Source organism: uncultured Desulfosarcina sp., assembly GCF_963664155.2.
Taxonomy (GTDB): domain Bacteria; phylum Desulfobacterota; class Desulfobacteria; order Desulfobacterales; family Desulfosarcinaceae; genus Desulfosarcina.
The window spans coordinates 1,277,285-1,299,893 of the sequence record NZ_CAXXXH010000001.1 but is presented as its reverse complement, the minus strand read 5'-3'; the positions used below and the strand labels follow the sequence as shown (position 1 = coordinate 1,299,893).

The 22,609-nt window shown below is 56.0% G+C and carries 20 protein-coding genes; 10 read left to right on the top strand and 10 right to left on the bottom strand.

What is annotated here, in order from left to right; genetic code table 11:
- Window positions 1-65 precede the first annotated feature (65 nt).
- Both ACHZBS_RS05735 and ACHZBS_RS05730 read left to right on the top strand, forming a co-directional pair.
- On the top strand, window positions 66-1,007 hold the full coding sequence (locus ACHZBS_RS05735; RefSeq protein WP_319405566.1) for a ribose-phosphate pyrophosphokinase: 942 nt from the start codon (window positions 66-68) through the stop codon (window positions 1,005-1,007).
- A gap of 61 nt (window positions 1,008-1,068) precedes the next feature.
- Complete coding sequence (locus ACHZBS_RS05730) at window positions 1,069-1,605, top strand: hypothetical protein (RefSeq protein WP_319405565.1); 537 nt, start codon at window positions 1,069-1,071, stop codon at window positions 1,603-1,605.
- A gap of 66 nt (window positions 1,606-1,671) precedes the next feature.
- On the opposite strand, the gene ACHZBS_RS05725 is transcribed toward ACHZBS_RS05730, so the two are convergent.
- A complete protein-coding gene (locus tag ACHZBS_RS05725) occupies window positions 1,672-1,851 on the bottom strand; it encodes a hypothetical protein (RefSeq protein ID WP_319405564.1) in 180 nt (59 codons plus the stop codon).
- A 147-nt stretch (window positions 1,852-1,998) separates the two neighbouring features.
- Between ACHZBS_RS05725 and ACHZBS_RS05720 the strand changes: the two genes are divergently transcribed.
- The 6 genes from ACHZBS_RS05720 to amrS all read left to right on the top strand — a co-directional run bounded on the left by ACHZBS_RS05720 (window position 1,999) and on the right by amrS (window position 8,705).
- Window positions 1,999-2,211, top strand: coding sequence for a hypothetical protein (locus ACHZBS_RS05720; RefSeq protein ID WP_319405563.1), 213 nt, complete (start codon window positions 1,999-2,001; stop codon window positions 2,209-2,211).
- Window positions 2,212-2,255: 44 nt separating this feature from the next.
- Window positions 2,256-3,299 carry a zinc-dependent alcohol dehydrogenase family protein gene (locus tag ACHZBS_RS05715; RefSeq protein WP_319405562.1) on the top strand — a complete coding sequence of 348 codons (1,044 nt, stop codon included), beginning with the start codon at window positions 2,256-2,258 and terminating at the stop codon, window positions 3,297-3,299.
- Between the two features lie 128 nt (window positions 3,300-3,427).
- Window positions 3,428-3,823, top strand: coding sequence for a hypothetical protein (locus ACHZBS_RS05710; protein WP_319405561.1), 396 nt, complete (start codon window positions 3,428-3,430; stop codon window positions 3,821-3,823).
- A 116-nt stretch (window positions 3,824-3,939) separates the two neighbouring features.
- On the top strand, window positions 3,940-5,448 hold the full coding sequence (gene amrB / locus ACHZBS_RS05705) for an AmmeMemoRadiSam system protein B (RefSeq protein ID WP_319405560.1): 1,509 nt from the start codon (window positions 3,940-3,942) through the stop codon (window positions 5,446-5,448).
- The gene (locus tag ACHZBS_RS05700; protein WP_319405559.1) at window positions 5,432-7,531 is read left to right on the top strand and encodes a hypothetical protein; all 2,100 of its coding nucleotides are present in this window, start codon (window positions 5,432-5,434) and stop codon (window positions 7,529-7,531) included. The genes amrB and ACHZBS_RS05700 overlap by 17 nt, the downstream gene beginning before the upstream one ends.
- The gene (amrS, locus tag ACHZBS_RS05695; protein ID WP_319405558.1) at window positions 7,518-8,705 is read left to right on the top strand and encodes an AmmeMemoRadiSam system radical SAM enzyme; all 1,188 of its coding nucleotides are present in this window, start codon (window positions 7,518-7,520) and stop codon (window positions 8,703-8,705) included. Before ACHZBS_RS05700 ends, amrS begins: the two co-directional genes overlap by 14 nt.
- Before the next feature lie 13 nt (window positions 8,706-8,718).
- Here the strand turns inward: amrS and ACHZBS_RS05690 are convergent, their stop codons facing one another.
- The 7 genes from ACHZBS_RS05690 to ACHZBS_RS05660 form a co-directional block, all read right to left on the bottom strand.
- A complete protein-coding gene (locus ACHZBS_RS05690; RefSeq protein ID WP_319405557.1) occupies window positions 8,719-10,647 on the bottom strand; it encodes a response regulator in 1,929 nt (642 codons plus the stop codon).
- A 9-nt stretch (window positions 10,648-10,656) separates the two neighbouring features.
- Window positions 10,657-12,831, bottom strand: a complete 2,175-nt coding sequence (locus tag ACHZBS_RS05685; protein ID WP_319405556.1) for an HDOD domain-containing protein — start codon at window positions 12,829-12,831, stop codon at window positions 10,657-10,659.
- Window positions 12,832-13,551: 720 nt separating this feature from the next.
- Entirely contained in the window at window positions 13,552-13,821 is a 270-nt protein-coding gene (locus tag ACHZBS_RS05680; protein ID WP_319405555.1) for a zf-HC2 domain-containing protein, read from the bottom strand.
- Complete coding sequence (locus ACHZBS_RS05675; protein WP_319405554.1) at window positions 13,808-14,419, bottom strand: RNA polymerase sigma factor; 612 nt, start codon at window positions 14,417-14,419, stop codon at window positions 13,808-13,810. The genes ACHZBS_RS05680 and ACHZBS_RS05675 overlap by 14 nt, the downstream gene beginning before the upstream one ends.
- A gap of 553 nt (window positions 14,420-14,972) precedes the next feature.
- On the bottom strand, window positions 14,973-16,349 hold the full coding sequence (locus ACHZBS_RS05670; protein WP_319405553.1) for a sigma-54 dependent transcriptional regulator: 1,377 nt from the start codon (window positions 16,347-16,349) through the stop codon (window positions 14,973-14,975).
- Window positions 16,350-16,353: 4 nt separating this feature from the next.
- Window positions 16,354-17,079, bottom strand: a complete 726-nt coding sequence (locus tag ACHZBS_RS05665; protein ID WP_319405552.1) for a hypothetical protein — start codon at window positions 17,077-17,079, stop codon at window positions 16,354-16,356.
- A gap of 117 nt (window positions 17,080-17,196) precedes the next feature.
- Entirely contained in the window at window positions 17,197-18,663 is a 1,467-nt protein-coding gene (locus tag ACHZBS_RS05660) for an ATP-binding protein (protein WP_319405551.1), read from the bottom strand.
- Window positions 18,664-19,301: 638 nt separating this feature from the next.
- Here ACHZBS_RS05660 and ACHZBS_RS05655 point away from each other — a divergent pair.
- On the top strand, window positions 19,302-20,594 hold the full coding sequence (locus ACHZBS_RS05655) for a fibronectin type III domain-containing protein (RefSeq protein WP_319405550.1): 1,293 nt from the start codon (window positions 19,302-19,304) through the stop codon (window positions 20,592-20,594).
- Between the two features lie 66 nt (window positions 20,595-20,660).
- On the opposite strand, the gene mobB is transcribed toward ACHZBS_RS05655, so the two are convergent.
- Complete coding sequence (gene mobB / locus ACHZBS_RS05650) at window positions 20,661-21,170, bottom strand: molybdopterin-guanine dinucleotide biosynthesis protein B (RefSeq protein ID WP_319405549.1); 510 nt, start codon at window positions 21,168-21,170, stop codon at window positions 20,661-20,663.
- Window positions 21,171-21,503: 333 nt separating this feature from the next.
- Here mobB and ACHZBS_RS05645 point away from each other — a divergent pair, with 333 nt between their 5' ends.
- Entirely contained in the window at window positions 21,504-21,902 is a 399-nt protein-coding gene (locus ACHZBS_RS05645) for a response regulator (RefSeq protein WP_319405548.1), read from the top strand.
- 84 nt (window positions 21,903-21,986) lie between these two features.
- On the opposite strand, the gene ACHZBS_RS05640 is transcribed toward ACHZBS_RS05645, so the two are convergent.
- A complete protein-coding gene (locus ACHZBS_RS05640) occupies window positions 21,987-22,418 on the bottom strand; it encodes a hypothetical protein (protein ID WP_319405547.1) in 432 nt (143 codons plus the stop codon).
- Window positions 22,419-22,609: the final 191 nt, after the last annotated feature.

Genomic DNA, 22,609 nt, shown 5'->3' with positions numbered 1-22,609 from the left:
TTGGGTGGTGGTCCCGGTTTATAGACCGGCAGTATCCCTTAAAAATTCAACGGGGAGAAAAGACCATGTCCTCCGACCTCAAAATTTTCAGCGGCGGCGCCAACTTGCAACTGGCCACCCAAATCTGCGAAACCCTGGGCCTCGGCCTCAGCCGCCTGGCGGTGTCCCGCTTTTCCAACGACAACCTCTTTGTCCAGATCCGGGAAAACGTCAGGGAGAAGGATGTATTCGTCGTCCAGCCGTTCACTGCGCCGGTGGGAGACACCATCATGGAGCTGTTCATCATTATGGATGCCTTGAGAAGTGCCTCGGCCCGGCGCATCACGGCGGTGATTCCCTACTTCTCCTATGCCCGCTCGGATAAAAAAGACGCACCGCGCATCTCCATCACCGGCCGCCTCATGGCCGACCTGATCAGGACCGCCGGCGCCGACCGGGTGCTTACCATGGATCTGCACTCGGACGCGGTGCATGGCTTTTTCAGCATTCCGGTGGATCATCTCACCGCCATTCCCTATTTCGTGGAGCACTTCCGTGAACGGCTGGATCTCGACAACGCCGTGGTGGTGGCCACGGATGCCGGCGGCGCCAAACGGGCCGGCCGGCTTGCCCAACGCTTGCATCTACCCATGGCCATCATTGACAAGCGGCGCGTGGCCGATACCGAAGTCGTCCAAGGGCTGGTGGTGGGTGAAGTGAAGGGCCGCGACGCCATTATCTTCGAAGACGAGATTTCCACGGGCGGCACCCTGGCCGCCTCGGTAAAAACCCTTGCGGCAGCCGGTGTGAAAAGCATTCACGTGGGGGCGACCCATGGCGTGCTATGCGGGCCGGCCGTAAACCGGCTGGTGGACAGTCCCATCGAATCCGTGGCCGTTACCGATACGGTGCACGTCCCCCGGGAAAAACAGGCCGATAAGATCCACACGCTCTCGGTGGCCCCGCTCTTTGCCGAAGCTATCCGGCGCATCCACACCGGAGAGAGCGTGGGTGCCCTCTTCGATTAGCCGGGTGTTCATTCTTTTCGGGGCAAAGGAGTAGTGGGGATAGTTGAAAAGGCCACCCGACATGACACCACGAGCCCTCATCGATGCATCATCGGCCATCCTGTTGTTTAAATCAGGATTGATAAAGGCCAGTTGCGAGCTGTTTTCCCTGCTTATGACCCGTTCCGTCTTTGATGAAGTCTCCGTCCCAGCGCAGCCCGGCGCCGATGAACTGCATGCACTGGCCGGTCGACAGCCGGGAGTCACCGTTCTGGACCACCCGACCGGAGCCTTGCCCAATGGCGCGGCAGATGTTCAACGCCTTCACCGGGGAGAGCGGGATACCCTGCACCACTACCTGAACGGTGCGGCCCGGTTTGTGATTATCGACGACGGCAGAGGGGTACGGGTATGCCGCCGGCATGGAATCCCCCACATCAACGCCCTGTTATGCCCCCGACTGCTCTATTTTTCCGGGCGGATGCCGGACCCGCATGCCCGTTTCTTTTTTACCCGGGTTGCCAAGCTCGGCCGCTATTCGACAGCCGTGGTGAAATGGGCCGACACATGCGAAAAATCGGAACTTTCCTTTTTTTATCGGCAGCTGGTGGGGATGTGAGAAATAGAAAAGGAGACGGGCGATGCCGTCTCCTTTTTTTCGGGTTGGTGGGCAAGGAAAGAAAGGCTATGCTCGGATGTCTATGCTTTGACCCAGACCGCCTTCGGCGAGCATCTGGGCCACCTGCTGCTGACTTTCAGCTATTTCGCGCAACATGGCCACCTGGGTTTCCATGACGGTTTGAAGCTGCTGAGAGGCAGCGGTCATGGCCGTGCTGATTGGGGGTGCGGCACTGACATTCATCATTTGCTCCTTGGTTTCGGTTTATTCGGTTATCGACCATCGCGGCTTTAACCTTTAGCGCTTTTTCATAGAAAACAGACACGGCCAGGCGCATAATTCGTTAAAGTGATTGCAATCGTTGCCGATATTCCTTGTTAAGGAGGATCAGCCATGGATATCGTTGTAATCAACAGCGCCTTCGTCAGAAACGAGGAACCGAAAAAGCGGGTGACGCGGGTTCCCGGCAAAAGATCCGATTTCGTGGAAAAGCGTCGTAATCGAACGGATCGGCGTAAAAGTGTCCGGGATGGTGTGGTGGTCAGCCTGTCCTATCGGAAAGACCGACGGACCGGACCGGACCGGAGACAGGCCGAATCCGATTGAACTTGTTCCTTTACCCGCTGAACCTTGATGCAGGGGACATCCTCATGAAATCGATGAACGCCATGATGCTGATGCGCATCCACGATCTGAACCAGACCGAAGTGCCACTGGTGCTTAAGACGGTTCCCATCCCGACGCCGGGTGACCATGAGATTCTGATCCGGGTGGCGGCCTGCGGGGTATGCCATACCGAACTGGACGAAATCGAGGGCCGGACGTCCCCGCCACGGTTTCCCGTCATTCCCGGGCATCAGGTCGTGGGGCGGGTCGCCGGGACCGGATCCGGAGCGGTTCGGTTTTCCGGCGGGCAGCGGGTGGGGGTAGCATGGATCTACCGGACCTGCGGCGTTTGCGATTTTTGCCTGGAGGGCCGGGAGAACCTTTGCCCTGAATTTGCCGCCACCGGGCGGGATGCCCATGGCGGGTACGCCCAGTATATGACGGTGCACGAGGCTTTTGCCTTTCCGATTCCGGACCGATTTTCCGATGCCCAGGCGGCTCCGTTGCTCTGTGCCGGCGCTATCGGGTACCGGTCCATGGCCCTATGCGAATTGCGGGACGGCCAACGTTTAGGGCTCACCGGATTCGGGGCTTCCGCCCACCTGGTGCTTAAAATGGTTCGGCACCGGTTTCCTGCAATTCGGGTTTATGTTTTTGCCAGAAGCCCCGGCGAACAGGCCTTCGCCCGGTCCCTGGGTGCCGTGTGGGCCGGGGATACGAAAGACACCGCCCCTCGGCTGCTGGACCGAATCATCGATACTACGCCGGCCTGGACGCCGGTGGTTGAGGCCTTGAAAAATCTCAAACCGGGCGGCCGGCTGGTCGTTAATGCCATTCGCAAGGAAGCAGCCGACCAGGATGCACTTCTGCGGCTGGACTATTCTTCTCATTTGTGGCATGAAAAGGAAATTAAAAGTGTCGCCAACGTGGCTCGGTCAGACGTTTCCCGGTTTCTGGAGCTGGCCGACGGCATCCCCATCATCCCCGAGGTGGAGATCTTCGGCCTCGAAGCGGCCAACCAAGCGCTTATGGAATTGAAAAACAGACGGATCCGGGGTGCCAAGGTGCTGGTGATGGATCATCCCTGAAGCGGCACGGTTATTTTCTGCTGCGTCCCTAAAGCCTCTGCGGGAAACTGCCGATACCCTTTTCAGCCGTCGGATAATTCTATTGAGAGCAGACGATCGATGCCCGCTATAGGATCGGAGATGCCGTCGTGAGAAAGTTTATCATCAACCGTTTCAAATTGATCAGCAGGCTGGACCGGGATATCGGAGTCCTGATCGACAACTGCCTCGGGTTTCTCTATTCCATCGACCTGGGGCATGATCTGCGCGAGGAGACCGGCCGGATTGAATCGGCCCTTTACGATATGGTTTATTTAGGTCGAACCCCTGCGGGTTGTGAATTCAAGGAAAAGCTTTTCCGTACGCGGATCCTGCCGCTCATGAAGGGTCTTGCACCGGCAGGGTACTACTTCGGAATTGATCCGGAGAACGCCGGTCTGCTCGGATACTGGCTAAAGCCCGATGCCGATTTCATGTCCCGCGATCCCCTGGCCGGCGCCGAAGCGAATCAACCGGTGCCGGCCGGTTCCCCTTCCGCCGGATGAAGCGGTTTTCGATCCCCGGCAAATTCCTTGACACACGCTTTTGCCCCATTGTACTCCTTATTCAGGCCATTTGAAGCCGATCTCTTCTGTCCACCGTTTTTTGTGACCATCAGAGAATGAACGGCAAGGAGTTCTCTTCGTATCTGCTGTTTTTAACGGCGACCGTTCTCCTGTGGTGCTTGCCCGCACCGATAGGCGCAAGCGATGCCGCGGTGCGTGACCCTGTCTGGGCCGGCAAATTTTATCCTGCAAACCGGGAGGATTTGGATCGGCTGATTCGACGTCTCATCGAGGCAGCCGAAAAGGATCCGGATGCCGGTCACCGCCCACACACCCGGTTGCGCGCCCTGATGATGCCCCATGCCGGATTCGCCTATTCCGGCGCCACCGCCGCCCATGCCGTTCTGGCCATTCCGCGTGACCAGTTCGGTCGGGTGGTTCTGCTGGGACCCGATCACCGGGTGGGATTTCACAACGCCTCGGTTACCGGGGCCTCCTGCTGGCGAACCCCTTTGGGCGCGGTTCCTGTCGGTGATTTCAGCCCAATGCTGAGCGTCCGACCGGAATTGTTCGCGACGGTGGCGGCATCGGATCGGCAGGAGCACAGCCTGGAGGTGACGCTTCCTTTTTTACAGGCGCGCCTGTCGCAATTCGAATTGATCCCCGTGGTGATGGGGCCCTGCAATGCCTCAACGATGGCGCAAGCCATTGCGACCCTGCTCCGGAATCCTCGGACCCTGCTGGTGATCAGCGCCGACCTGTCCCATTACCTGCCTTATGACGATGCCGTTAAAAGGGATCGGGAGACGCTGGACCGAATCCTTTCGCTGGATTCACACTGGCAGCAGGATCAGGACAACCGCACCTGCGGCCGCTACCCGGTGGGTGTGCTGCTGGAACTGGCCCGAAAACAAAACTGGAAACCGGTACTGCTGGATTACCGCAACAGCGGCGATACCGCCGGCGACAAGGCCGCCGTCGTGGGATATGGCGCCGTGGCTTTTTACGGAGATGAACCGATGCAAAACCGAACCGATAACCGTCAACCGCTGACCTCTGAGCAGGGGGCCGCCCTGGTGGCTCTTGCCCGGCAGACCTTGGTCCGTCATTTCGGTGATACGACCGCACCGGCCGATGTTCAGCGGCTGGAGAAACTCCTTGCGGATCAGGCGCTTCAGGTCCGCAGCGGCACTTTCGTCACCTTGAAAATCGACAACCAATTGCGAGGATGCATCGGCAGCCTGTCGGCCACCGCACCCCTTCTGGATGGGGTGCGCGACAATGCGCTTAATGCGGCCTTCCACGATCCGCGGTTTCCGCCCTTGGGTAAAATGGAACTGGATGCCGTGCATATTGAGGTGAGCGTGCTTTCCGAGCCGGTCCTGATGGACTACACCGATGCCGCTGACCTGCTGACCCGGTTGAGGCCCGGCATCGACGGCGTGGTCATTAAAAAGGGATTTGCCAGCGCCACTTTTTTACCCCAGGTGTGGGAGCAACTGCCCCAGCCGGAACCCTTCCTCTCCCACCTGTGCGTGAAAGCCGGCCTGCCTGCCGGACAATGGCGGAAAGGGGATCTGGAAGTGCGGGTCTATCAGGTTCAATATTTTGAAGAGGCCCGATGACGGCGGTGTCCGCGGGGTGGTGGTCGCCACGGGAATTGCCTCAGTGGCCGTCCAACTGGTGTGTGTCCGCGAATACCTGGCCCAATTCCAGGGCAATGAGATCGTTATTGCCCTGATCTTTTTCTGCTGGCTGGTATTCGGCGGCATCGGTACCGTGGCGGCCAAGGGAATTCGGAATCGGGCGCTGCGGCCATCCCCACCCCTCCTGGCCATTCTCTCCTGCCTGCTGGTTATTTTTGCTGTGGGTCAGGTGGTTGCCATTCGCTGGCTGCGGGACCTGATTTTCCTTCATGGCACATCGGTGGGATTTTTTCCCACCTTGGGTTACGTGGCCGTTACTATTCTCCCCTTTGCGCTGCTGGTGGGTTTCGTACTGCCTTACAGCCTGTCGGTAGCCAGATGCCGGTCGACCCGATATCCCGGAAACTGGGTCTATATGGCCGACAACGCCGGGGATGTGGCTGGTGCGGCGGTTTTCTCCTTTGCGCTGGTTCATTGGCTGACCCCGTTTCAGACGCTTCTGGTGGTCCATCTGCCGCTTCTGGCGTCACTGTTTCGGCTGGAATCGGCCTTTTGCCGCCGAAGCGCAGCAGCCCTAATTACAGCGATGCTTGCCCTGGGGGCGGGAGTCGCTTTTGAGGATCGGCTGTTGCCTGCTCGGGAAGGTCGCCGGATTCATTATGCGGAGAGCCGCTACGGCCGCATTGAGGTGGTTGAATCGGAAAATCTGGTCACGGTTTTTTGTGACGGTGTGCCGAGCCTTTTTTCCCAGGACCAGGCGCTGGCAGAGGAGATCGTTCATTTCCCGCTTTCCCAGGTAGATCGTCCCCGGCGTCTGCTGCTGATTTCCGCCGTCGGAGGCATGATGGCCGAGGTGGCCAAATATCGCCCCGAAAGGGTGGATTATGTGGAACTGGATCCATTGGCGGCACGGCTGCAGCTTCGTTTTGGTCTGGTGGAACCCATTGACGGACTGACCGTTATCGCCCAGGATGCCCGCGCTTACCTGTCTCAAATATCGACGCGTTACGACGCCATCCTGGTCACTCTGGCGGAGCCGGAAACTTTTCAGGTGAACCGGTTCTACACCGCCGGATTCTTCGAACTGGCCAAAAAGCACCTTGCGCCGGGCGGCGTGTTCAGTTTCGGCATCGACGGGGTGGCCGATTACATCTCGGAGACACGGCAACAGAAACTGTCATCGCTGGCCAATACGGCTGGAACCTATTTTAATCATGTCATGCTCATGCCGGGGCAGCGGCTGCTGTTCGTCTGCCGTGACCGCCCGATAGGGACGGACATTCCGGCACTTCTGGAACAAAAGGGGATCGACACCCGCCATATCCGCCGGTATTATGCCGGCGACCTGACCGGCCAACGGATCCGTCAACTCAACGACGCCGTGGATCCAGGCATCGGACAAAACCTGGACCTGTCTCCCCGGTTGATGCGGCTTTCGTTCGTTGGATGGTTTGCGCGCCACGGCGAATCGCCGCGCTGGTTCGCCCTGGTGTTGTCGGCTGCGGTGCTGGCTTACCTGACTCGAATTTCACGTCCCCAATGGGTGTTGCTGACCACCGGCTGCGTCAACATTGGTGCCGAGATGGTGGCCATCTTTATCTTCCAGGTATTTTATGGTTATATCTACCTTCAAATCGGAGTGCTGGTTACCGTTTTCCTGGCCGGGCTGCTGCCCGGTGCCTGGGCAGGGGGGCGTTTTGCCGGCAACCGGCGCCGGGCGTTGATGATCGGCGATCTGCTGTTGTGCCTGCTGTTGTTGATGTTTGCCCTGATCCTTGTCGTTGCCCGGCAGGGGATGCCGGCCATGGTTCTATACGGCTTCGGCCTGGCCGTCTCCTTTTGCTGCGGATTCCAGTTCCCCGTGGTGCTCATGGTGTCCGGGGACAGCACCGCCGCCGCCGCGAATAGTTTTTCAGCGGATCTGGTGGGTGCGGCCATCGGTGTTCTGCTGGTGAGCCTGGTGTTGATCCCTTTTTTGGGGCTCTTGTGGGCGACCTTATGTCTGGCCGGTATAAAGCTGGGCAGCTTTCTGGTTGCAGGAACGATCCATGACCCTTCTTAGTCGGCGACAATTCATATTGGCCGCCGCGGGCAGCCTTTCCAGCGCGGCTACCGGCCATGCCCGCTGGTTTTTCTTTGGCTCCGATGGCAATCCGCCGTCGGACATCCGGGGCACGATCTTCCAAAATGATGCGCCCGCGTCCCTGTGGAAATGGTCCAAGGCCGCCTATCACTTCAGCCGGCTGGACCAAGGCGCCGTCATGTGCACCTTATGTCCCAACCGCTGCCGGCTCTCACCGGGAGACCGCAGCGTCTGCCGCAGCCGGGTGAACCTGGACGGCACCCTCTACAGCCTGGCATACGGCAATGCCTGTTCGGCCAACGTAGACCCGATTGAGAAAAAACCCCTGTTTCACTTTCTGCCCGCCACCAGTGCTTTTTCCATAGCGGCGGCCGGGTGCAACTTCCGCTGCCTCAACTGCCAGAACTGGGAAATTTCCCAGGTCCGCCCCGAAGATGTGCGCCACCTTGACCTGTTTCCCGAAGCAGTGGTTCGCGCCGCCTTGAAAAGCGGGTGTCAATCCATCGCCTACACCTACAGTGAGCCGACTACGTTTTATGAATACATGATCGACACGGCGCGCATGGCCAGGGCGAAAGGTCTCAACAATGTCTGGGTGTCGAACGGCTATATCAATCCTGAGCCGCTGCTGGACTTGTGCCGGGTGCTGGACGGGGCCAACGTTAACCTCAAGTCCATCAGCGATGATATCTATCGACGACTTAACGGCGGGCGGCTGAAACCGGTGCTGGACACGTTTGTCACCCTGCACCGTCAGGGGATCCATTTTGAGATGACCCACCTGGTGGTTCCCGGCTACGGAGACAGCGATGACATGGTCCAGCGCATGTGCGGCTGGATTCTTGAGCATCTGGGGCCCGATTATCCCCTCCATTTTCTGCGATTTTTTCCCCGTTACCGTCTGGACCGTCTGGCCCCCACCCCGGTGGATACCCTGATCCGGTTCCGGGAACTGGCCATGGCCGAAGGGATCAGATATGTATATTTAGGCAACGTGCCGGGCCACGCGGGCAATCACACTTTTTGCCACCACTGCAAAAAAATGCTGGTGGAGCGGCAGGGCTACCACATCCCCACCTTTAATATCGCAAAGGGGCGCTGCCGCTTCTGCCGTACCCCCATCCCCGGGGTATGGCCGGCGGATGTGGGGTGATCGGACAGGTGGATCAGTGCAACTGTTCGGTGGTGTGGTTATGGATGAATTGGTCGATCCGTTCCGTCTGGAGCATGGTCAGGTCCTCGAAGCGCACACCGCGTCGGGCCTGGCCCCTTTCGGGGAGGGGAATGCCGCTGCCGGCGGGGATGTCGGAAACGTTGTGGCAGCGGATGCCGCTGATGAAAATTTCACCGTCGGGCGTCATAATGGCCAACTGGTCCGATAGATGGTCTGACACCGATTCCATCTCATGGCTGTAAGCCAGTCCGGCCATGCCGATGTCTACCAGGCTGAAGCGTTCGTAGGGGTGGGTGCGTGAGATGACGAAGGTGCCTGCAGGAGCCCCAAACCGTGGATTTTTGCGACGCTCCGTCGGTTTCAGCACCATCACGCTGCGGATGGTTTCCGCCAATTGCTGCATGCCCACCGGCTTCATGATCAAGGACTGGATACCCAATGATTGGGAGTTCTCCTGGTTAATCTGTTCGTTGAATCCGGTGCATAGAATAATGGGAAGGTCATTGCGAACGGCCTTTACCGCTTTGGCCAGGCCGGTGCCCGTCATCCCGGGCATGGTCATGTCCGTAATGAGCAGGTCGTAGGCCCGGGGGGAGGCGAGAAACGCCTTGAGTGCATCGGCACTGTCGGTATAGGCGCTGACCGTGTACCCCAGTTGCTCCAGTACCTGTCGCATCATGTCCACGAGCATCTCTTCATCATCCACGATCAGGATATGCTCATGGCCGCCCGGCAGGTGCTGTTGGTTGAAAATGGCCGGTTCCGCGTCAATGATCGCGTTCACCCTCGGCAGGTAGAGGTGAAACTCCGTGAACCGTCCCGGTCCGCTGAAGGCCCTTATGGCACCGCCGCTGCCTTTGATGATGCCATGAACGACCGAGAGCCCCATGCCCGTGCCTTTGCCGGTTTCCTTGGTGGTGAAATAGGGGTCGAAAATCCGGTCGATGATATCTTTTTCGATGCCGTGGCCGGTATCGGCGACCACCAACCTGGCGTAGTTGCCTGGGGCAAGATCCGCATCGACGGCGGCGGCGCTATCCAGCGTCACGGGATCCAGACGGATGGTCAGTACGCCGCCGCCGGGTTCCATGGCATGGGCGGCATTGGTGCACAGGTTGAGCATGATCTGGTGAATCTGGGTGGCATCGGCGATGGTGGTGCATTCGGTTGCACAGATATCGCGCTCGATGGAGATATTGGTGGGCAGGGAGGCACGCATCAGCTTGAGCGACTCGGTGATGACGCTGTTCAGACGAAGTGGCTTGCGGCCGGATTCTTCCTTGCGGCTGAAACTGAGCAGTTGCTGAATCATTTCCCGGGCCCGTAGACTGGCCGTGAGGATCCGTTCCAGGTTCAGGTGGGCGGCATGTTCGCTGGACATGTCGGCCAGGGCCAGTTCCGCATTGCCTAAAATAATGCTCAACACGTTGTTGAAATCGTGGGCGATGCCGCCGGCCAGGGTGCCGATGGCTTCCATCTTCTGGGACTGGCGCAACTGATTCTCCAACTGCCGTTTCTCGGCTTCGACGCACATGTGGTCGTGTTTCATCTGCCGTTGTTTCAGCACGTTCTCCACACGGATGATCAGTTCGTCGGGTTCGAAGGGCTTTCTCAGATAATCGCTGGCGCCCTTGCGGATGGCCTTGATGGCCGAATCGACGGAGGCCTCTCCGGTGACAATGATGAAGGCGGCGTCGCAGTGCTCCCGGTCAATGGCATCGAGCAATTCAAAACCGGTCATCTCCGGCATCATGACATCCAGGATGACCAGGTCGGGCGATTCGGCATGGATGAGGGTCAGGGCATGGCGGGGGCTGTTGGTGGTTTGAACCCGGTAATTGCCGGTGCCTAATACCGCTTTGATGCTTGCGGTCATCAATGGCTCGTCGTCGCAGATCAATATTTGCGGGCGGTTCTTCATGAAACGCTCCTAAGTGTCTGAATCTATTGTGGTTCCGTTTTTCGATCCACTGCCGCCTGCGGGCAGCTCAATGTGAAAACAGGTCCCCCCGCCGGGGGCACTTTCACACACCAGGGAGCCCTTGAGGCGAGTTACGGCCTCATGGACGATGGACAACCCCAGACCGTCATGACCCGTTTTCGAAGTCACATTAGGCTTGAATAGGTCATTTTTGATCCGTTCGTCAATACCCGGACCGTCGTCACAGACGCTGATTTTGATATGGCCGGCCTCCTCTTTGTCATCGATATGTCCGGGGGAGCTTTTCACCATGCGGGTGCTCACCTGAATGGTTCCTCCATCGGGCATTGCTTCCATCGCATTTTTCAGCAGGTTTATCAATGCCTGCTTCAAGCGGTCCCGATCCGATGCGATGACGGGGATGTGTGCATCCAGATCCGAGCTCAAGCGGATGGATGTCTTTTTTGGCAGGCTTTCATGGAAGATACTCAGGATATCGGTGATCGTGGCATTCACGTCAACGGTTTCAAGGTTTACGGGAATTTTATCTGACGGGGATGTCAGGGCTTTTATCAGCCCGGTCACGCGGCTGATCTCTTCATCGATAATGCGGAGTTCATTCTTACCCGATGATTTTTCATCGGTGCGCAGGGTCAGAACCTTGAGATAGTTTTTTATGATGCTCAACGGATTGTTGATTTCATGAACGATTTTGCGTGTTTTAGATTCGATCGATTCAATTCGGTCTGTTGCCTGGCTGTTTTTCTGATCGCAGCGTTGTCGTTCTCTTTCCATCGCTCCGGCCACGGCCGCGACAATGGCTTTCAAAAGTGTGGTCTGTTGTTCGACCCATGTCCTGTCACCGGCATCGATTCCTAAAAGCAGAACCGCCGTGCCGTGACCGGTGCCCGATCGAACCGGCATGCAGACGATGCCGTCCTTGTGCATGTATGCCATGAGCTGTCGGTCAATAATCGTCAGTTTTCCCTGGCGGGCACGCGAAAATGAATTCATCGCTTCGCCGCTGACATGGCAGATGACTGGCAGGCAGTCCGATGCGGTCAGGGGAATATGCAGCCGGTCTATGGGAATGGGGAAGACGTTGTCCACGGGGAAACGTCCGATTAAGATATCCCTGTGGGGATCATGATCGAACAGGATCAGATCGTCGATACCCATAAACACACTGAGACTTTGCCGCAACACCCGTACGATAGCATCATGATCGGTTGCCGTCAGCAGTTCTCCATAGACGCTGGACAGAACGGTGCTGGTCCTGATCTCCTGGCTCAGTGGTACGGTGTGCGTACCGGTCGTCCGATCTTTTTCCGGCATATCAGCAACCACGCCGAGTTCATTTGCCGCCGCCAGTGCATGCTCCTGGGCTTTGTGCAATAGGGGGTTGAGCTGCCGGGGATTCAGATTCAAAAGCCCTGAAACGGTTTGACAAGCCTCGGATGATGGATACGGATCACGGGCTAATCGGTTGGCTGCCCATACTATCTGGACCAGGGGGAGGGCATTGATCACCTCTGCGGATGCGGCCGCGTGATACCTGGCAGCATCTGACGCAAACCACGCACCGGTGTACCGGCGGATCAACTGTGCCCCGATTCGGCAATGGTCTGATTCGGCAACCTGTTCCTCTGCTTTGAGCAATTGACTTGCCTGATCAGGGTCGGACAGCATAGGGGCACATGCTGCCGGCGTGCGGGCGAAAAGGGCCAGCTTGCCGATGTCGTGAAGCAGGCCGGCGGTATAGGCCTCCTCCACGGGACGAAAATCGAGTTCGAGGGCGAGTCCCTGGGCCAGCAGGGCCGTGGTGAGGCAGTGCCGCCACAACCATCCAAGGGCCAGCCCCTGTTGATGGTGGATACCGTTCAGAGCCTGGTCGGCCATGGCTTGGGTCGTGATGGCGTCGATGCCGGCCATCCCAATACGCCTGACCACGGCATCAACTCCGGGGTTATCCGCCGTGTGAGAATTCGAACCCATGGATCGGTCGAGGCGCATGGTCATGAAGCATAATGCAGGATCCATTCTGATCAGCCGGGAGAGCGCCGTGAGTTCTACCGATGGCTCATGACGGGAGTAAATGAGTCTCTCTAACAGACAGGGAAAAACAGAAAGTTGTAACCTGCCAGTGAGTTCTGAAGCGATGCGCACAGCGACTGCCAGTCCCATTGGAATATCTCATCTGCTCAGCAGGCAAAAGTGGATTGACTCTATGGTGATTATGCGGCTTTGTCAACGAGACCGCTGCATAATCCCAGACGCCTGATAGCCTGCCTTCGCCTAATCGGGTTCAAGCCTTTTCAGCCCTGAAAAAAATACCGTCGTGGATGCGAATGTAGTTTTCTCGTGTCCACCATACTTACACCGGCGTCCAGTTACAGCACCCCAGAGCTGACCAAGGCCAATGTTTCCGGAACAACTTGCGCCGAAACCCAAAAATCGAATAAGTATCTAATTTTTCAAAACTCTCTCTTGTTAGAGCAATGAAGGTGCCAACGGAAAAAAACAAATGGGTTTTGTAGTTGGAGTTGAATTAAATTAAATGATTCATATGAGTTAATATTTTTTATAGGGTGGTTCCGGCAGTTTTTCGTCACATGGGAGCAGGGGATTTCATCACAAAAATTATGGTGCGCACTTCACAACCGTCCATTTAACTATGTAAAAAAATACATAGTTGGTATGGTCTGGAACGGTGCCGTCCATTCCGATTGAGTGCTTCAGGGTGAGCCGGTCTAAGGCGGTGTTAACCTACACCGAGGGTCGGTTTTTCCCTTGCGATCAAATTGTGCAGGGTTGAAGGAGTGAATGGACATCAGGTGCTTCCAGCGCGAAAGGTGCAAAAAAGATCGGATAGCGATGAAGACCGGGAAGTAAAATGCAGTGCATTCAGTCGGATTTTTTTCTCACCAGCTCGGAAATCGTGTCCTTCAATTTCAGGGAAAAGGTCTCCGGTACCTGGTGACGTTCAAGGTTCTTGCAAAAATCCACCGTCTGTTTCAGGGTGTCCAGGCAGACCTGGCAGGGTTTGCACGCCTTGATGTGTGCTTCGATGTCCTTGCAGGCGGGAGCGTCCAGTTCTTTGTCGATATACTCGGAAAGCCGTTCGAACAGCGCCAGGCAGTTTTCGTGGGAATGGTGAGGGTCAGTCGGTTTCATAATAGGTTTTCAATGCTTCTCTGAGAAATAACCTCGCCCGGTGCAGGCGTACCTTGATGTTGGTGGGGGTCAGGCCCAGTATTTCCGCCGTCTCCTGAGTGGTAAACCCTTCCACATCCCGCAAAACGATCACCAGCCGGTACTTTTCCGGAAGTTCCAGCAGCGCTTGCCGGATGATGCCGTTGAGTTCTCCATCAAGCACCTGCTCCAGGGGTTGGGACGCCCAGCGGGGCAGGTCCACCGATACGGCCGATTCGTCTTCCGGAAGAAACGCTTCCAAGGAGAGTTCCCGGTCGGGCGCATACTTGGACCGGCGTTTTTTTTTCAGACAGGCGCTGGTGGCAACCCGGTACAGCCAGTTTCTGAACTTGGTCTCATATCGAAACCCCTCAAGATATTTAAAGACATTTAAGAAGGTGTCCTGCACCATGTCTTCGGCGTCGCTGGGGTTGTCGCACATTCTCAGGCCAAAGTTGTACAGGCTTTTTTCGTAACGTTTGACCAGTTCATAAAATAGCTCCTGACGACCACTGTTGATCGCCCGGATCAGTTCGGTATCCTTATCGTCGCTTTTCGTTTTCTCCGACGGGTTCGACATGGTTTTTTTTGTCTGTCACCTGACAGGCATCACTCATTCATGTTGAGACACCCAGTTTCGGCAGAATATAGGCCTGAAGCAGGATCCATACGCCCACTACTGCCAGCAAAATCAGTATTTCCTTCATCTTTTCACCTTTCATATGTGTTTATCGAGGAGATGTCCATTGCTTTTTACCACGGCTTTAGGGAGACTGGCGGGAGGATTTGGTTACAGGCGGGGGCGGTTGGGTTGGGAAGGACGACTTTTCCGATCTCCGGCAGACTGGATGTAACAGCCAACATATCCTTTAAACATTGAGCCAATTTCAAAACGCCCCATTTCGCCCAATATCGGCGTAGGGCTCACATTTCAATCCTCAACCTAGCGCGGCTACGCCTGCGGTTGAAATGATCGTCCGCCTTGATCTTGACCTAACTAAGACGTTTTGAAACAAGCTCCATTCACTATTTGAAAATCTTCCCGACGGGTTTGGCGTGAACGAAGGTTACCTTTTCAGCCTATCCTGAGCCCCACCCCCCCCTGTTTTTTTTGCGGGAAGGGAAAAATGGGGTCAGTGCCTGGCCTTGATACTGCCGGCATCGATCCCGTATTTTTTGATTTTATAGTGGATGGCCCGCCGGCTGATACCCAGCACCTCGGCAGCTTCTTTTTGAACCCCCCCGGTCTGTTCCAAAGCCCGGAGGATGGTATTTTTTTCGCTCTCTTCCAGAGAAAGGCAGTCGTCATCGGCCAGACTGTCGCTGCAGGTCTCCGTAATGCCTGCCACATGGAAATCCTCCGGTCGAAGCACATGGTCCCGGCACATGACGATGCCTCCCTCGATGGCGTTTTTCAGTTCGCGGACATTGCCGGGCCACGAGTAGTCACAAAGCCAGTCCATTGTTTCTTTAAGGACGTTGACCCTTTCCACGCCGTGCTGGCTGCAATATTGCTCGGTAAAGTGGTCGACCAGAATGGGGATATCCGCCTTTCGCTCCCGCAGGGGAGGAATGGTCAGGGTCACCACCCTGAGGCGAAAAAACAGATCTTCCCTGAACCGGCCGGCTTTAATCGCTTCGCCCAGATCGGCATTGGTGGCCGCGATGATCCGGCAGTCCACGGGGGTTCCCTTCAGCCCGCCGATTCTCCTGATGGTCCGGTCTTCGATGAACCGAAGCAGGCGGATCTGCATCTCGTGGGAGATGTTGCCGATTTCGTCAAGGAACAGCGTCCCGGTATCCGCCGTTTCGATGAGCCCTTTTTTGTCGCTTACGGCATGGGTGAATGACCCTTTGACGTGGCCAAAGAGTTCGCTTTCAAGCAGGCCGGCAGGGGTGGCACCGCAATCGACCACGACAAATGGTTTTTCCCGGCGGTGGCCCAGTTGGTGAATCTGCTTGGCGATGCGCTCCTTGCCCACGCCGCTCTCTCCGAGAATCAGGACATTCACGCTGCTGCGGGCCACCTTTTTTACCAGGCCATGCAGGTTTTTCATGGTCGGGCTTTTAACATCCTCTTCGAGGTCCTTGCTTGGCAATGGATCGGCTGGCTTGGCCGGGCCCGCACCCTCGAATTCATCTAACATCATTTGGATTTTTTCGGTCAGGGCCTTGCCGTCAAAGGGCTTCTCGACATAGTCCACAGCACCGGATTTAACGGCTTTGACCGCATCGGGTACATTGGCATAGGCGGTCAGAAAGATGACGGGGAGACCCGGCTGTGTCTGGATGATTTCCGACAACAGCGCCATGCCGTCCATTTCGGGCATCTTCACATCCGACACCACGAGGTCGATCCGGCGGGTCTTGAGGATCTGAAGCGCCTTTCGGCCGCCATCCGCCTTGTAAACGATGAGTCCGCAACTGGAAAGCCGGGCATCCAGTACCTCCAGTACATTGTGATCATCGTCCACAACGAGAACGGATTTTGGGGGGGCATTTTTTTTCATCGTTTCATTCGCTGGGAGCCGATATTTCGGTTTTTTTCTTTTGGATATTCTGGTCAATGGCCTCCAGCGCCTTGATTTTTTCCTTGAGCAACCGGTTTTCGGCTAAAACTTCATCCACCCGATGCTGAAGCTGAGCCGCCTGTTCCGCTTTTTTCTTCAGGTCGGCCATCTCGGTCCGGAGCTGCCTGTCGTCCCGCTGCCTATCGTCCCGCTGCCTATCGTCCCGCTGCCTGTCGTCCCGCTGCCCGACTGTAGACATTGAGGTCTTATCAGGTACCTTCGTTGCCGGCGGGTTGATATAGATCACCTGTGTGGTGCTTTTGGGGGGTCTGCGTGAAATCAGTGGGCCGAGCAGGGTTATATCACAGGCATCATCATTATCGGCTGCAGAGCTGCCGAAATCATGCCAAAGGCCAATGGCGGCGGTATAGTCATCCTGGGTGTCCGCTATCATCAGCCGGCAGCAGATTTCACCCAGCCATGCCTTTCGGGCCAGTTCTGCATCGGTCCTGGCTGTCGAAAGGGTCTTGAACAGACCCATGGCCGCTTCGTAATCACCGTTTTTGTAAACCGACAGCGCATTTTCAAAGGATTCATAGTCCGACTTGAATCGCTTTCGATGCATCCTGTCGTCAAGGCCCTGAAAAACGGACCCGCAGCCCGTAAACAGACCGAGGACGACGAGCAGGATGATCATCAGGCGGTATGATTGACCCCCTGCAGGTGTCATGTGATTTCCATTTTTTTTCAATTGTTCTTTGATCATTTTCGATCTCTATTTAATCGTCATCGGGCGACAATTCAAGAAAATTCAACGATTGCTGCCTGCACCGACAAGCCGGTATCATCACTCGGGTGCGCTGGGAAGGGTGAATCCGAAGGTGCTTCCCTTGCCCACCTGGCTGCTGACCCACACGGTGCCATGGTGGGATTCGATAATATTTTTGACAATGCTGAGCCCCAAGCCGACCCCTTCCAGCCGTTCGCGTTCACGCTGACCCCGATAGTATTTGTTGAATAAAAATGCCTGATCTTCCTCCAGGATGCCGGGGCCGTTGTCTTTCACGAAAAAAGAGAGCCGGTTTTGTGACCGGTGTTGACGGACGCCGACGGTGACCCGAGTGTCGGGTTCGGAAAATTTTACGGCATTGGACAGATAGTTCAGCATCGCCTGCTGGAGCTGTTTGCGGTCGCCGACGATCGGAGGCAATTGGTCAGGGACCTGGATACGCAGTTCAATGCTTTTTGCCTCGGCGGCCAGCTTGATGCTGTTGGTGCACTCGGAAACAAAAGTGTGCGGATCGATGGGTTCCAACTGCATGTTCAGCAAGCCGGGCTCCAACCGGGAGGCCTGCATCAGGTGGCTCAGCAGGTCGCTGATACGGCTGATTTCCAAACCGGCGATTCCTAAGAATTTTTCCTGTCGGCTGTTGATGGGCCCCATGACCTCTTCCCGAATCATATTGACCGACTCGCGAATGGAGGTCAACGGCGTTCGAATCTCGTGGCTGAGCATGGAGATGAAATCCGACCGCATGCGCTCCTCTTTGCGCAGACGATTGGACATTTCGTTGAAGGCATGGGCCAACTCGCCGAACTCATCCTGGCTGCGAACCTTAAGCGGGGTGCTGAGTCGATCCGAGGAGATCTCCCGGATACCGTCCATCAGTTCCCGCAACGGGCGGATCATGGAATAGGCCAGGTAGAAAATGCCTAATAAACCGACCAAGCTGGATACGGCCAGGCCGATGAGCCCGTTTTTAGCGGAAAGCCGGCCCTTTCGGTTCAGATCCCGGGTGGATTGTTCGATTTCCTGTTCATTTTTAAGCCGTTCCCCGGAAATTTTGCTGATCCACACGTTGACGATCGATTCGGGAATCCAGAATGTATTTACGGCTTCAGGGTCTTTCACTTCACCGGCCAAATAGGCAGAGACCTCCTTCGCGTTGGGATAGGTTCCGTAATCATCACTGATGTCCTGCCACACATCGGAAATTTTATGGCCCATGGCGGTCAGACGGGTCACTTGGGCCAGGTTTTCTTCGAAGGTTTGTTGCGCTTCATTGAAAAAGACCAGGTAGTCGGCCTTCTTGAGCAGCAGGTATTTCTGTTTATTTTCCTCCATGCTGAGCAGGCTTTCCATCATCTTTTTCGTCCCGGAGGCGATGGCATAGTTTTTTGCCACGATGGATCCGGACAGCCTGACCACTTGCTGTACATTGATGTACAGGACCAGTATCGTGCCATAAAAAATAGCGATGATGACGAGAAACCAGACCAGCAGTTTCCCGGTGATTCCAAATCTCAGATTCATGGTCGGCAGTGCTTTCCTAAGCGGTAGGGGCCTTCCCTTTTAGGCCGTTTTTATGCGTTAACACAATTTGCCAAGGCAAATCAAACATCGTCGAATGTGCGCAAAAATCGTAACCTGGTGCGCAAAACTCGTAACCGAAAGCAAAATTTTGTCCTGGGCGGATCAAATAAACACCCGATGGCAGGGTGTAGAGGAACGTGGCACGGCCATTGCTGCGCCCATCGTGACCGGTTGACCGCGAAGCCCCTGTTGAGTTCGGTTTCCCAAAAAAAAAGTTGAAAGTGACGATGAAAAGATGCTTTCGTGCTGGTTACAACATTCAGGAAGAGCGTCGAATTGCTTTTGAGCAACGCCGGTTTTCTTATGCCGACTTCATTCCAGAGCGAAGATCCGGCAGGGACCGAAGGGATGCTGTTTCACTGGCCCATATCAGTGATCTTTCTCCGGTTCGATCCATCAACGAAAAATGGTTGGCCTGCCGGTAGGTCCGGCGGTCATTACCCTCATCCCGAGGCGATGGATGGATGTGATCGCCCCGATGCCTAACCCCGGGCAATGACGATGGGGTGGGCAACCGTTCTGCAGCGGTACCTGATCGGAAATGATCCTGGACGGCACCTGGAGTGATTCGTACCCGCATGAAACTGCCTTTGTTGCCAGACAACCTGACATTGATTACCCGGACATGGCTCGGACTGTTCCTGCTGATGGGGTTTTTCCTCTTACTGCCCCGTCTGTGTCATGCAACCCGGCAGGTGACGCTGGCCTGGGACGCCAATCAAGAAACCACCGTGGTGGGATATCGGGTGTTCTGCCGTCAGGCCAGCGACGGTTACAACTACAGTCATCCGATATGGGACAGCTCAGCAACTACCTGCACATTAATCGGGTTGGATGAATACACCGATTACGCTTTCGTGGTTCGGGCCTACGATGATTCCGGCAACCGGAGCGCCGATTCTCAAGAGGTGTGGTTTTACGGCCAGACCGCTCTTCCAAGCCAGCCGGAAGCCACCTCGCCGGGAAACAATTTCTCCGATCTCTTCCTGACCCCCGTCCTCCAGACAGCCGTTTTCACGTCACCGGATCCCAACGACCGCCACCTGCAGACCCAGTGGGTCGTCACCCGGGTGTCGGATGGCCTATGCGTCCTGGATGTTACCAGTTCAACCTGCCTGACGGAGTTGGACGTGCCTCCGCTGGTGCTCGAAGAAAACACCCAGTACAGCTGGGTGGTCCGTTACACCAGCGTCAAGGGGGCTCTTTCCGACTGGTCGTCTCCCAGCGGGTTCACCACCGGCGAATCCGAATTGGATGAGGACGGCAACGGCATACCCGACGACCAGGAAGTGGGCATGTCAATCGATTTGGACAACAACGGTATTGCCGATGCCGAGCAGAACGACCTCCGTTGCGTGAATGTCTTTGAGGGCGCGGGGCAGATAGCCGTCGAGGCGCCTGCAGGAAGCGGCGTGACGCGGATTTCGGCCATAGAGTCTACAGACCTGACCACCATCGGTGCCGTGGATCGGCTCCCCTTCGACCTGCCCCTGGGATTGGTCAGTTTCCGGCTGGAGATGGAACAGGTGGGGGGTATCGCCAGGGTCCAGGCATATTTTTCAGAACCGGCGCCCCAGACGGCCAAGTGGCTCAAATACGATATGACCAACGGATGGCAGGATTACTCTGCCCATGCGGTCTTCGCCGCCGACCGCCTGTCGGTTGAGTTCGAGATTCAGGATGGTGGATTCGGGGATGCCGACGGGGTGGCAAACGGCATCATCATCGATCCGTCCGGATTCGGTGTCGCCACCGGTGCTGCCACTCCTGCGGAAGGCGATTCTCATTCGCTCACCGGCAGTTCGTCACCGGCTTCATCCGGCGGCGGTGGGGGCGGGTGCTTCATTTCCACCTCCACCTTCTGGAACTGAAGCCGGTCCACCAGGCGCCGCCCCTTCTCGGCTGACTGGCGCAGAAGATCAGGTCTGAATGCTCATCTATCCGCTTTTGGTTTTGCACGGGCTGGGGATACATCTGGCCACGATAAATTCAGTGATCGCCTGGATGTCGGTGGTTGCGAACTGGGGCACCGTCACGTCAAGGGGCGTATCGGAAACCATAGCCATTAGTGTGTCATCCTCCAAACAGGCGGGATGCTGGTGCCGTTCCGCCCTGAAAACCTCAATTTTCGGGGCCCGGTCTCTTTTAAATCCTTCCGTGATCAGCAGGTCCATATCATTGAAAAAAGGAATCAGATCGTCCAGACGTTCACCGGGGCCCTCCTTGATCATGGCGATCTGGCCGGGCGAAGCGATCATCACCGTATCGGCACCTGCCTGTCTGTGGCGGTAGCTGTCTTTTCCTTTCCGATCCATATCGAAACCGTGATGGGCATGCTTGACAATGCCGATGCGATAACCCCGGCGCTTCAACTCGGGGATAAGTTTCTCGATGAGTGTGGTTTTGCCGGATTCCGACTTGCCCACGATGGAGATAACAGGCGGCAAAATTGACTCCTTTTCCATTCAGATTGCGAAATCTTATTGGCATCCCAGCCGGTCGCCCGGCAAAATTAAGCCGGGAGATAGCCAATGTCAAGACAATTCAGGCCCTCATCATTGGGCTGGCAAGCCCCGGCCAACCGGCCATTTCCCGTTAATCGCGACGTTTTTTTGATTCGGGATCTTCTTGACCAAAATCCCGGATCAGGTTACATGTCGTTGACGCAGGGTGCTCCATGGCGGGCCTGGCAACACGGACCTTTAGCATAAACCGGGGATCACCGGCTGGCACTCCTGATCTTCCAAGGGCGTTTAGGACTCGGATTTTCTTATGACCGCGTGAGGTGGGTAATCATTCCCAACGTTCAAATTGCTGTGGTGGAAGATGACCCGTTAGTTCGGGATTTTGTAGTCGATACCCTTGAATTCAGCGTTAACCGCAAAATTCACACCTTCGAAAACGGGTTCGCGGCCTGGCAGTACATCCAGACATCCAACCCAATCCACATTGTTTTTTCCGATATCCATGTTCCCGATATCGACGGTCTTGAATTGACCGCCCGAATCAAGGCGGCCCACCCCGAAATCATCTGTATCCTGGCATCGGGCAACCCGGCGGATGAATTGCGGGCAACTGAGGTCGGTGCGGATGCCTTTGTGCTCAAACCATACGGCGTCAGTGATCTTTTCGCCCTTGTGCAGACCTTTGTTGTGGAAGACAAGGGACGGCGAGGGTAAAAAAAGTCGATGAACGCCTTCTTAGTAAGGATGATTTTACCTTTCCCTGTCATCAGGTTTGTTGTGGCGGTTGACGGGGAGGGGCTACAGATGGGTCGGAAAGACGGGCAAAGATGCGTTATTTTTGGAATCGGTCGGTTTGTGGGTGTAGTTTTGGATGATATCTCTCAGCTTACGCTTCTGGACCAAGGTCAGGCCGCTGAATTGAATACCCTGGCGATTGATTCGCCTGTTTTTAAAAAGCAGGGAACCGGTTTCACGGTCTGAAACGATCCGAAAAGGGATATGGTTGATGCCGGTGGGGTCATCTGCCGTTACTATCCGCAGTGAATGGGCGCGCATTCCCATGGTGAAGCCAGGATCTTCGTAGTAATAAGACAACCCGCCCATATTGATATCACCGATTTGGTTTATGGAAAAGGTGTTGTCAAAGGTCACGAAAAGGCCCGCTTGCGCCTTGTGCCGCCGCCGCTTGCGAAACTTGAATTGTATCAGGCGCAGGAACATTCCGCTCATGGAAGAACCATCCACTGGTTTACTATTCAGGATAATGCTTGACGGGTACTGAGATCGCAAACCTGGCAAGAGAGGGACGCGGGAGATTTCTTTGAAGGAGATGCAGCTCCAGTGCGATTGTTGCTTATATAAACCGCATTTTCCTCGGATTGGCAACCATTTTTTATTACGCGCCGGTTGATGGAGCGAGG

Coding starts and splice junctions, on each gene's coding strand:
- ACHZBS_RS05735 (WP_319405566.1), top strand. CDS start 66: ATGTCCTCCGACCTCAAAATTTTCAGCGGCGGCGCCAACTTGCAACTG.
- ACHZBS_RS05730 (WP_319405565.1), top strand. CDS start 1,069: ATGACACCACGAGCCCTCATCGATGCATCATCGGCCATCCTGTTGTTT.
- ACHZBS_RS05725 (WP_319405564.1), bottom strand. CDS start 1,851: ATGATGAATGTCAGTGCCGCACCCCCAATCAGCACGGCCATGACCGCT.
- ACHZBS_RS05720 (WP_319405563.1), top strand. CDS start 1,999: ATGGATATCGTTGTAATCAACAGCGCCTTCGTCAGAAACGAGGAACCG.
- ACHZBS_RS05715 (WP_319405562.1), top strand. CDS start 2,256: ATGAAATCGATGAACGCCATGATGCTGATGCGCATCCACGATCTGAAC.
- amrB (WP_319405560.1), top strand. CDS start 3,940: ATGAACGGCAAGGAGTTCTCTTCGTATCTGCTGTTTTTAACGGCGACC.
- amrS (WP_319405558.1), top strand. CDS start 7,518: ATGACCCTTCTTAGTCGGCGACAATTCATATTGGCCGCCGCGGGCAGC.
- ACHZBS_RS05690 (WP_319405557.1), bottom strand. CDS start 10,647: ATGAAGAACCGCCCGCAAATATTGATCTGCGACGACGAGCCATTGATG.
- ACHZBS_RS05685 (WP_319405556.1), bottom strand. CDS start 12,831: ATGGGACTGGCAGTCGCTGTGCGCATCGCTTCAGAACTCACTGGCAGG.
- ACHZBS_RS05680 (WP_319405555.1), bottom strand. CDS start 13,821: ATGAAACCGACTGACCCTCACCATTCCCACGAAAACTGCCTGGCGCTG.
- ACHZBS_RS05675 (WP_319405554.1), bottom strand. CDS start 14,419: ATGTCGAACCCGTCGGAGAAAACGAAAAGCGACGATAAGGATACCGAA.
- ACHZBS_RS05670 (WP_319405553.1), bottom strand. CDS start 16,349: ATGAAAAAAAATGCCCCCCCAAAATCCGTTCTCGTTGTGGACGATGAT.
- ACHZBS_RS05665 (WP_319405552.1), bottom strand. CDS start 17,079: ATGACACCTGCAGGGGGTCAATCATACCGCCTGATGATCATCCTGCTC.
- ACHZBS_RS05660 (WP_319405551.1), bottom strand. CDS start 18,663: ATGAATCTGAGATTTGGAATCACCGGGAAACTGCTGGTCTGGTTTCTC.
- ACHZBS_RS05655 (WP_319405550.1), top strand. CDS start 19,302: ATGAAACTGCCTTTGTTGCCAGACAACCTGACATTGATTACCCGGACA.
- ACHZBS_RS05640 (WP_319405547.1), bottom strand. CDS start 22,418: ATGAGCGGAATGTTCCTGCGCCTGATACAATTCAAGTTTCGCAAGCGG.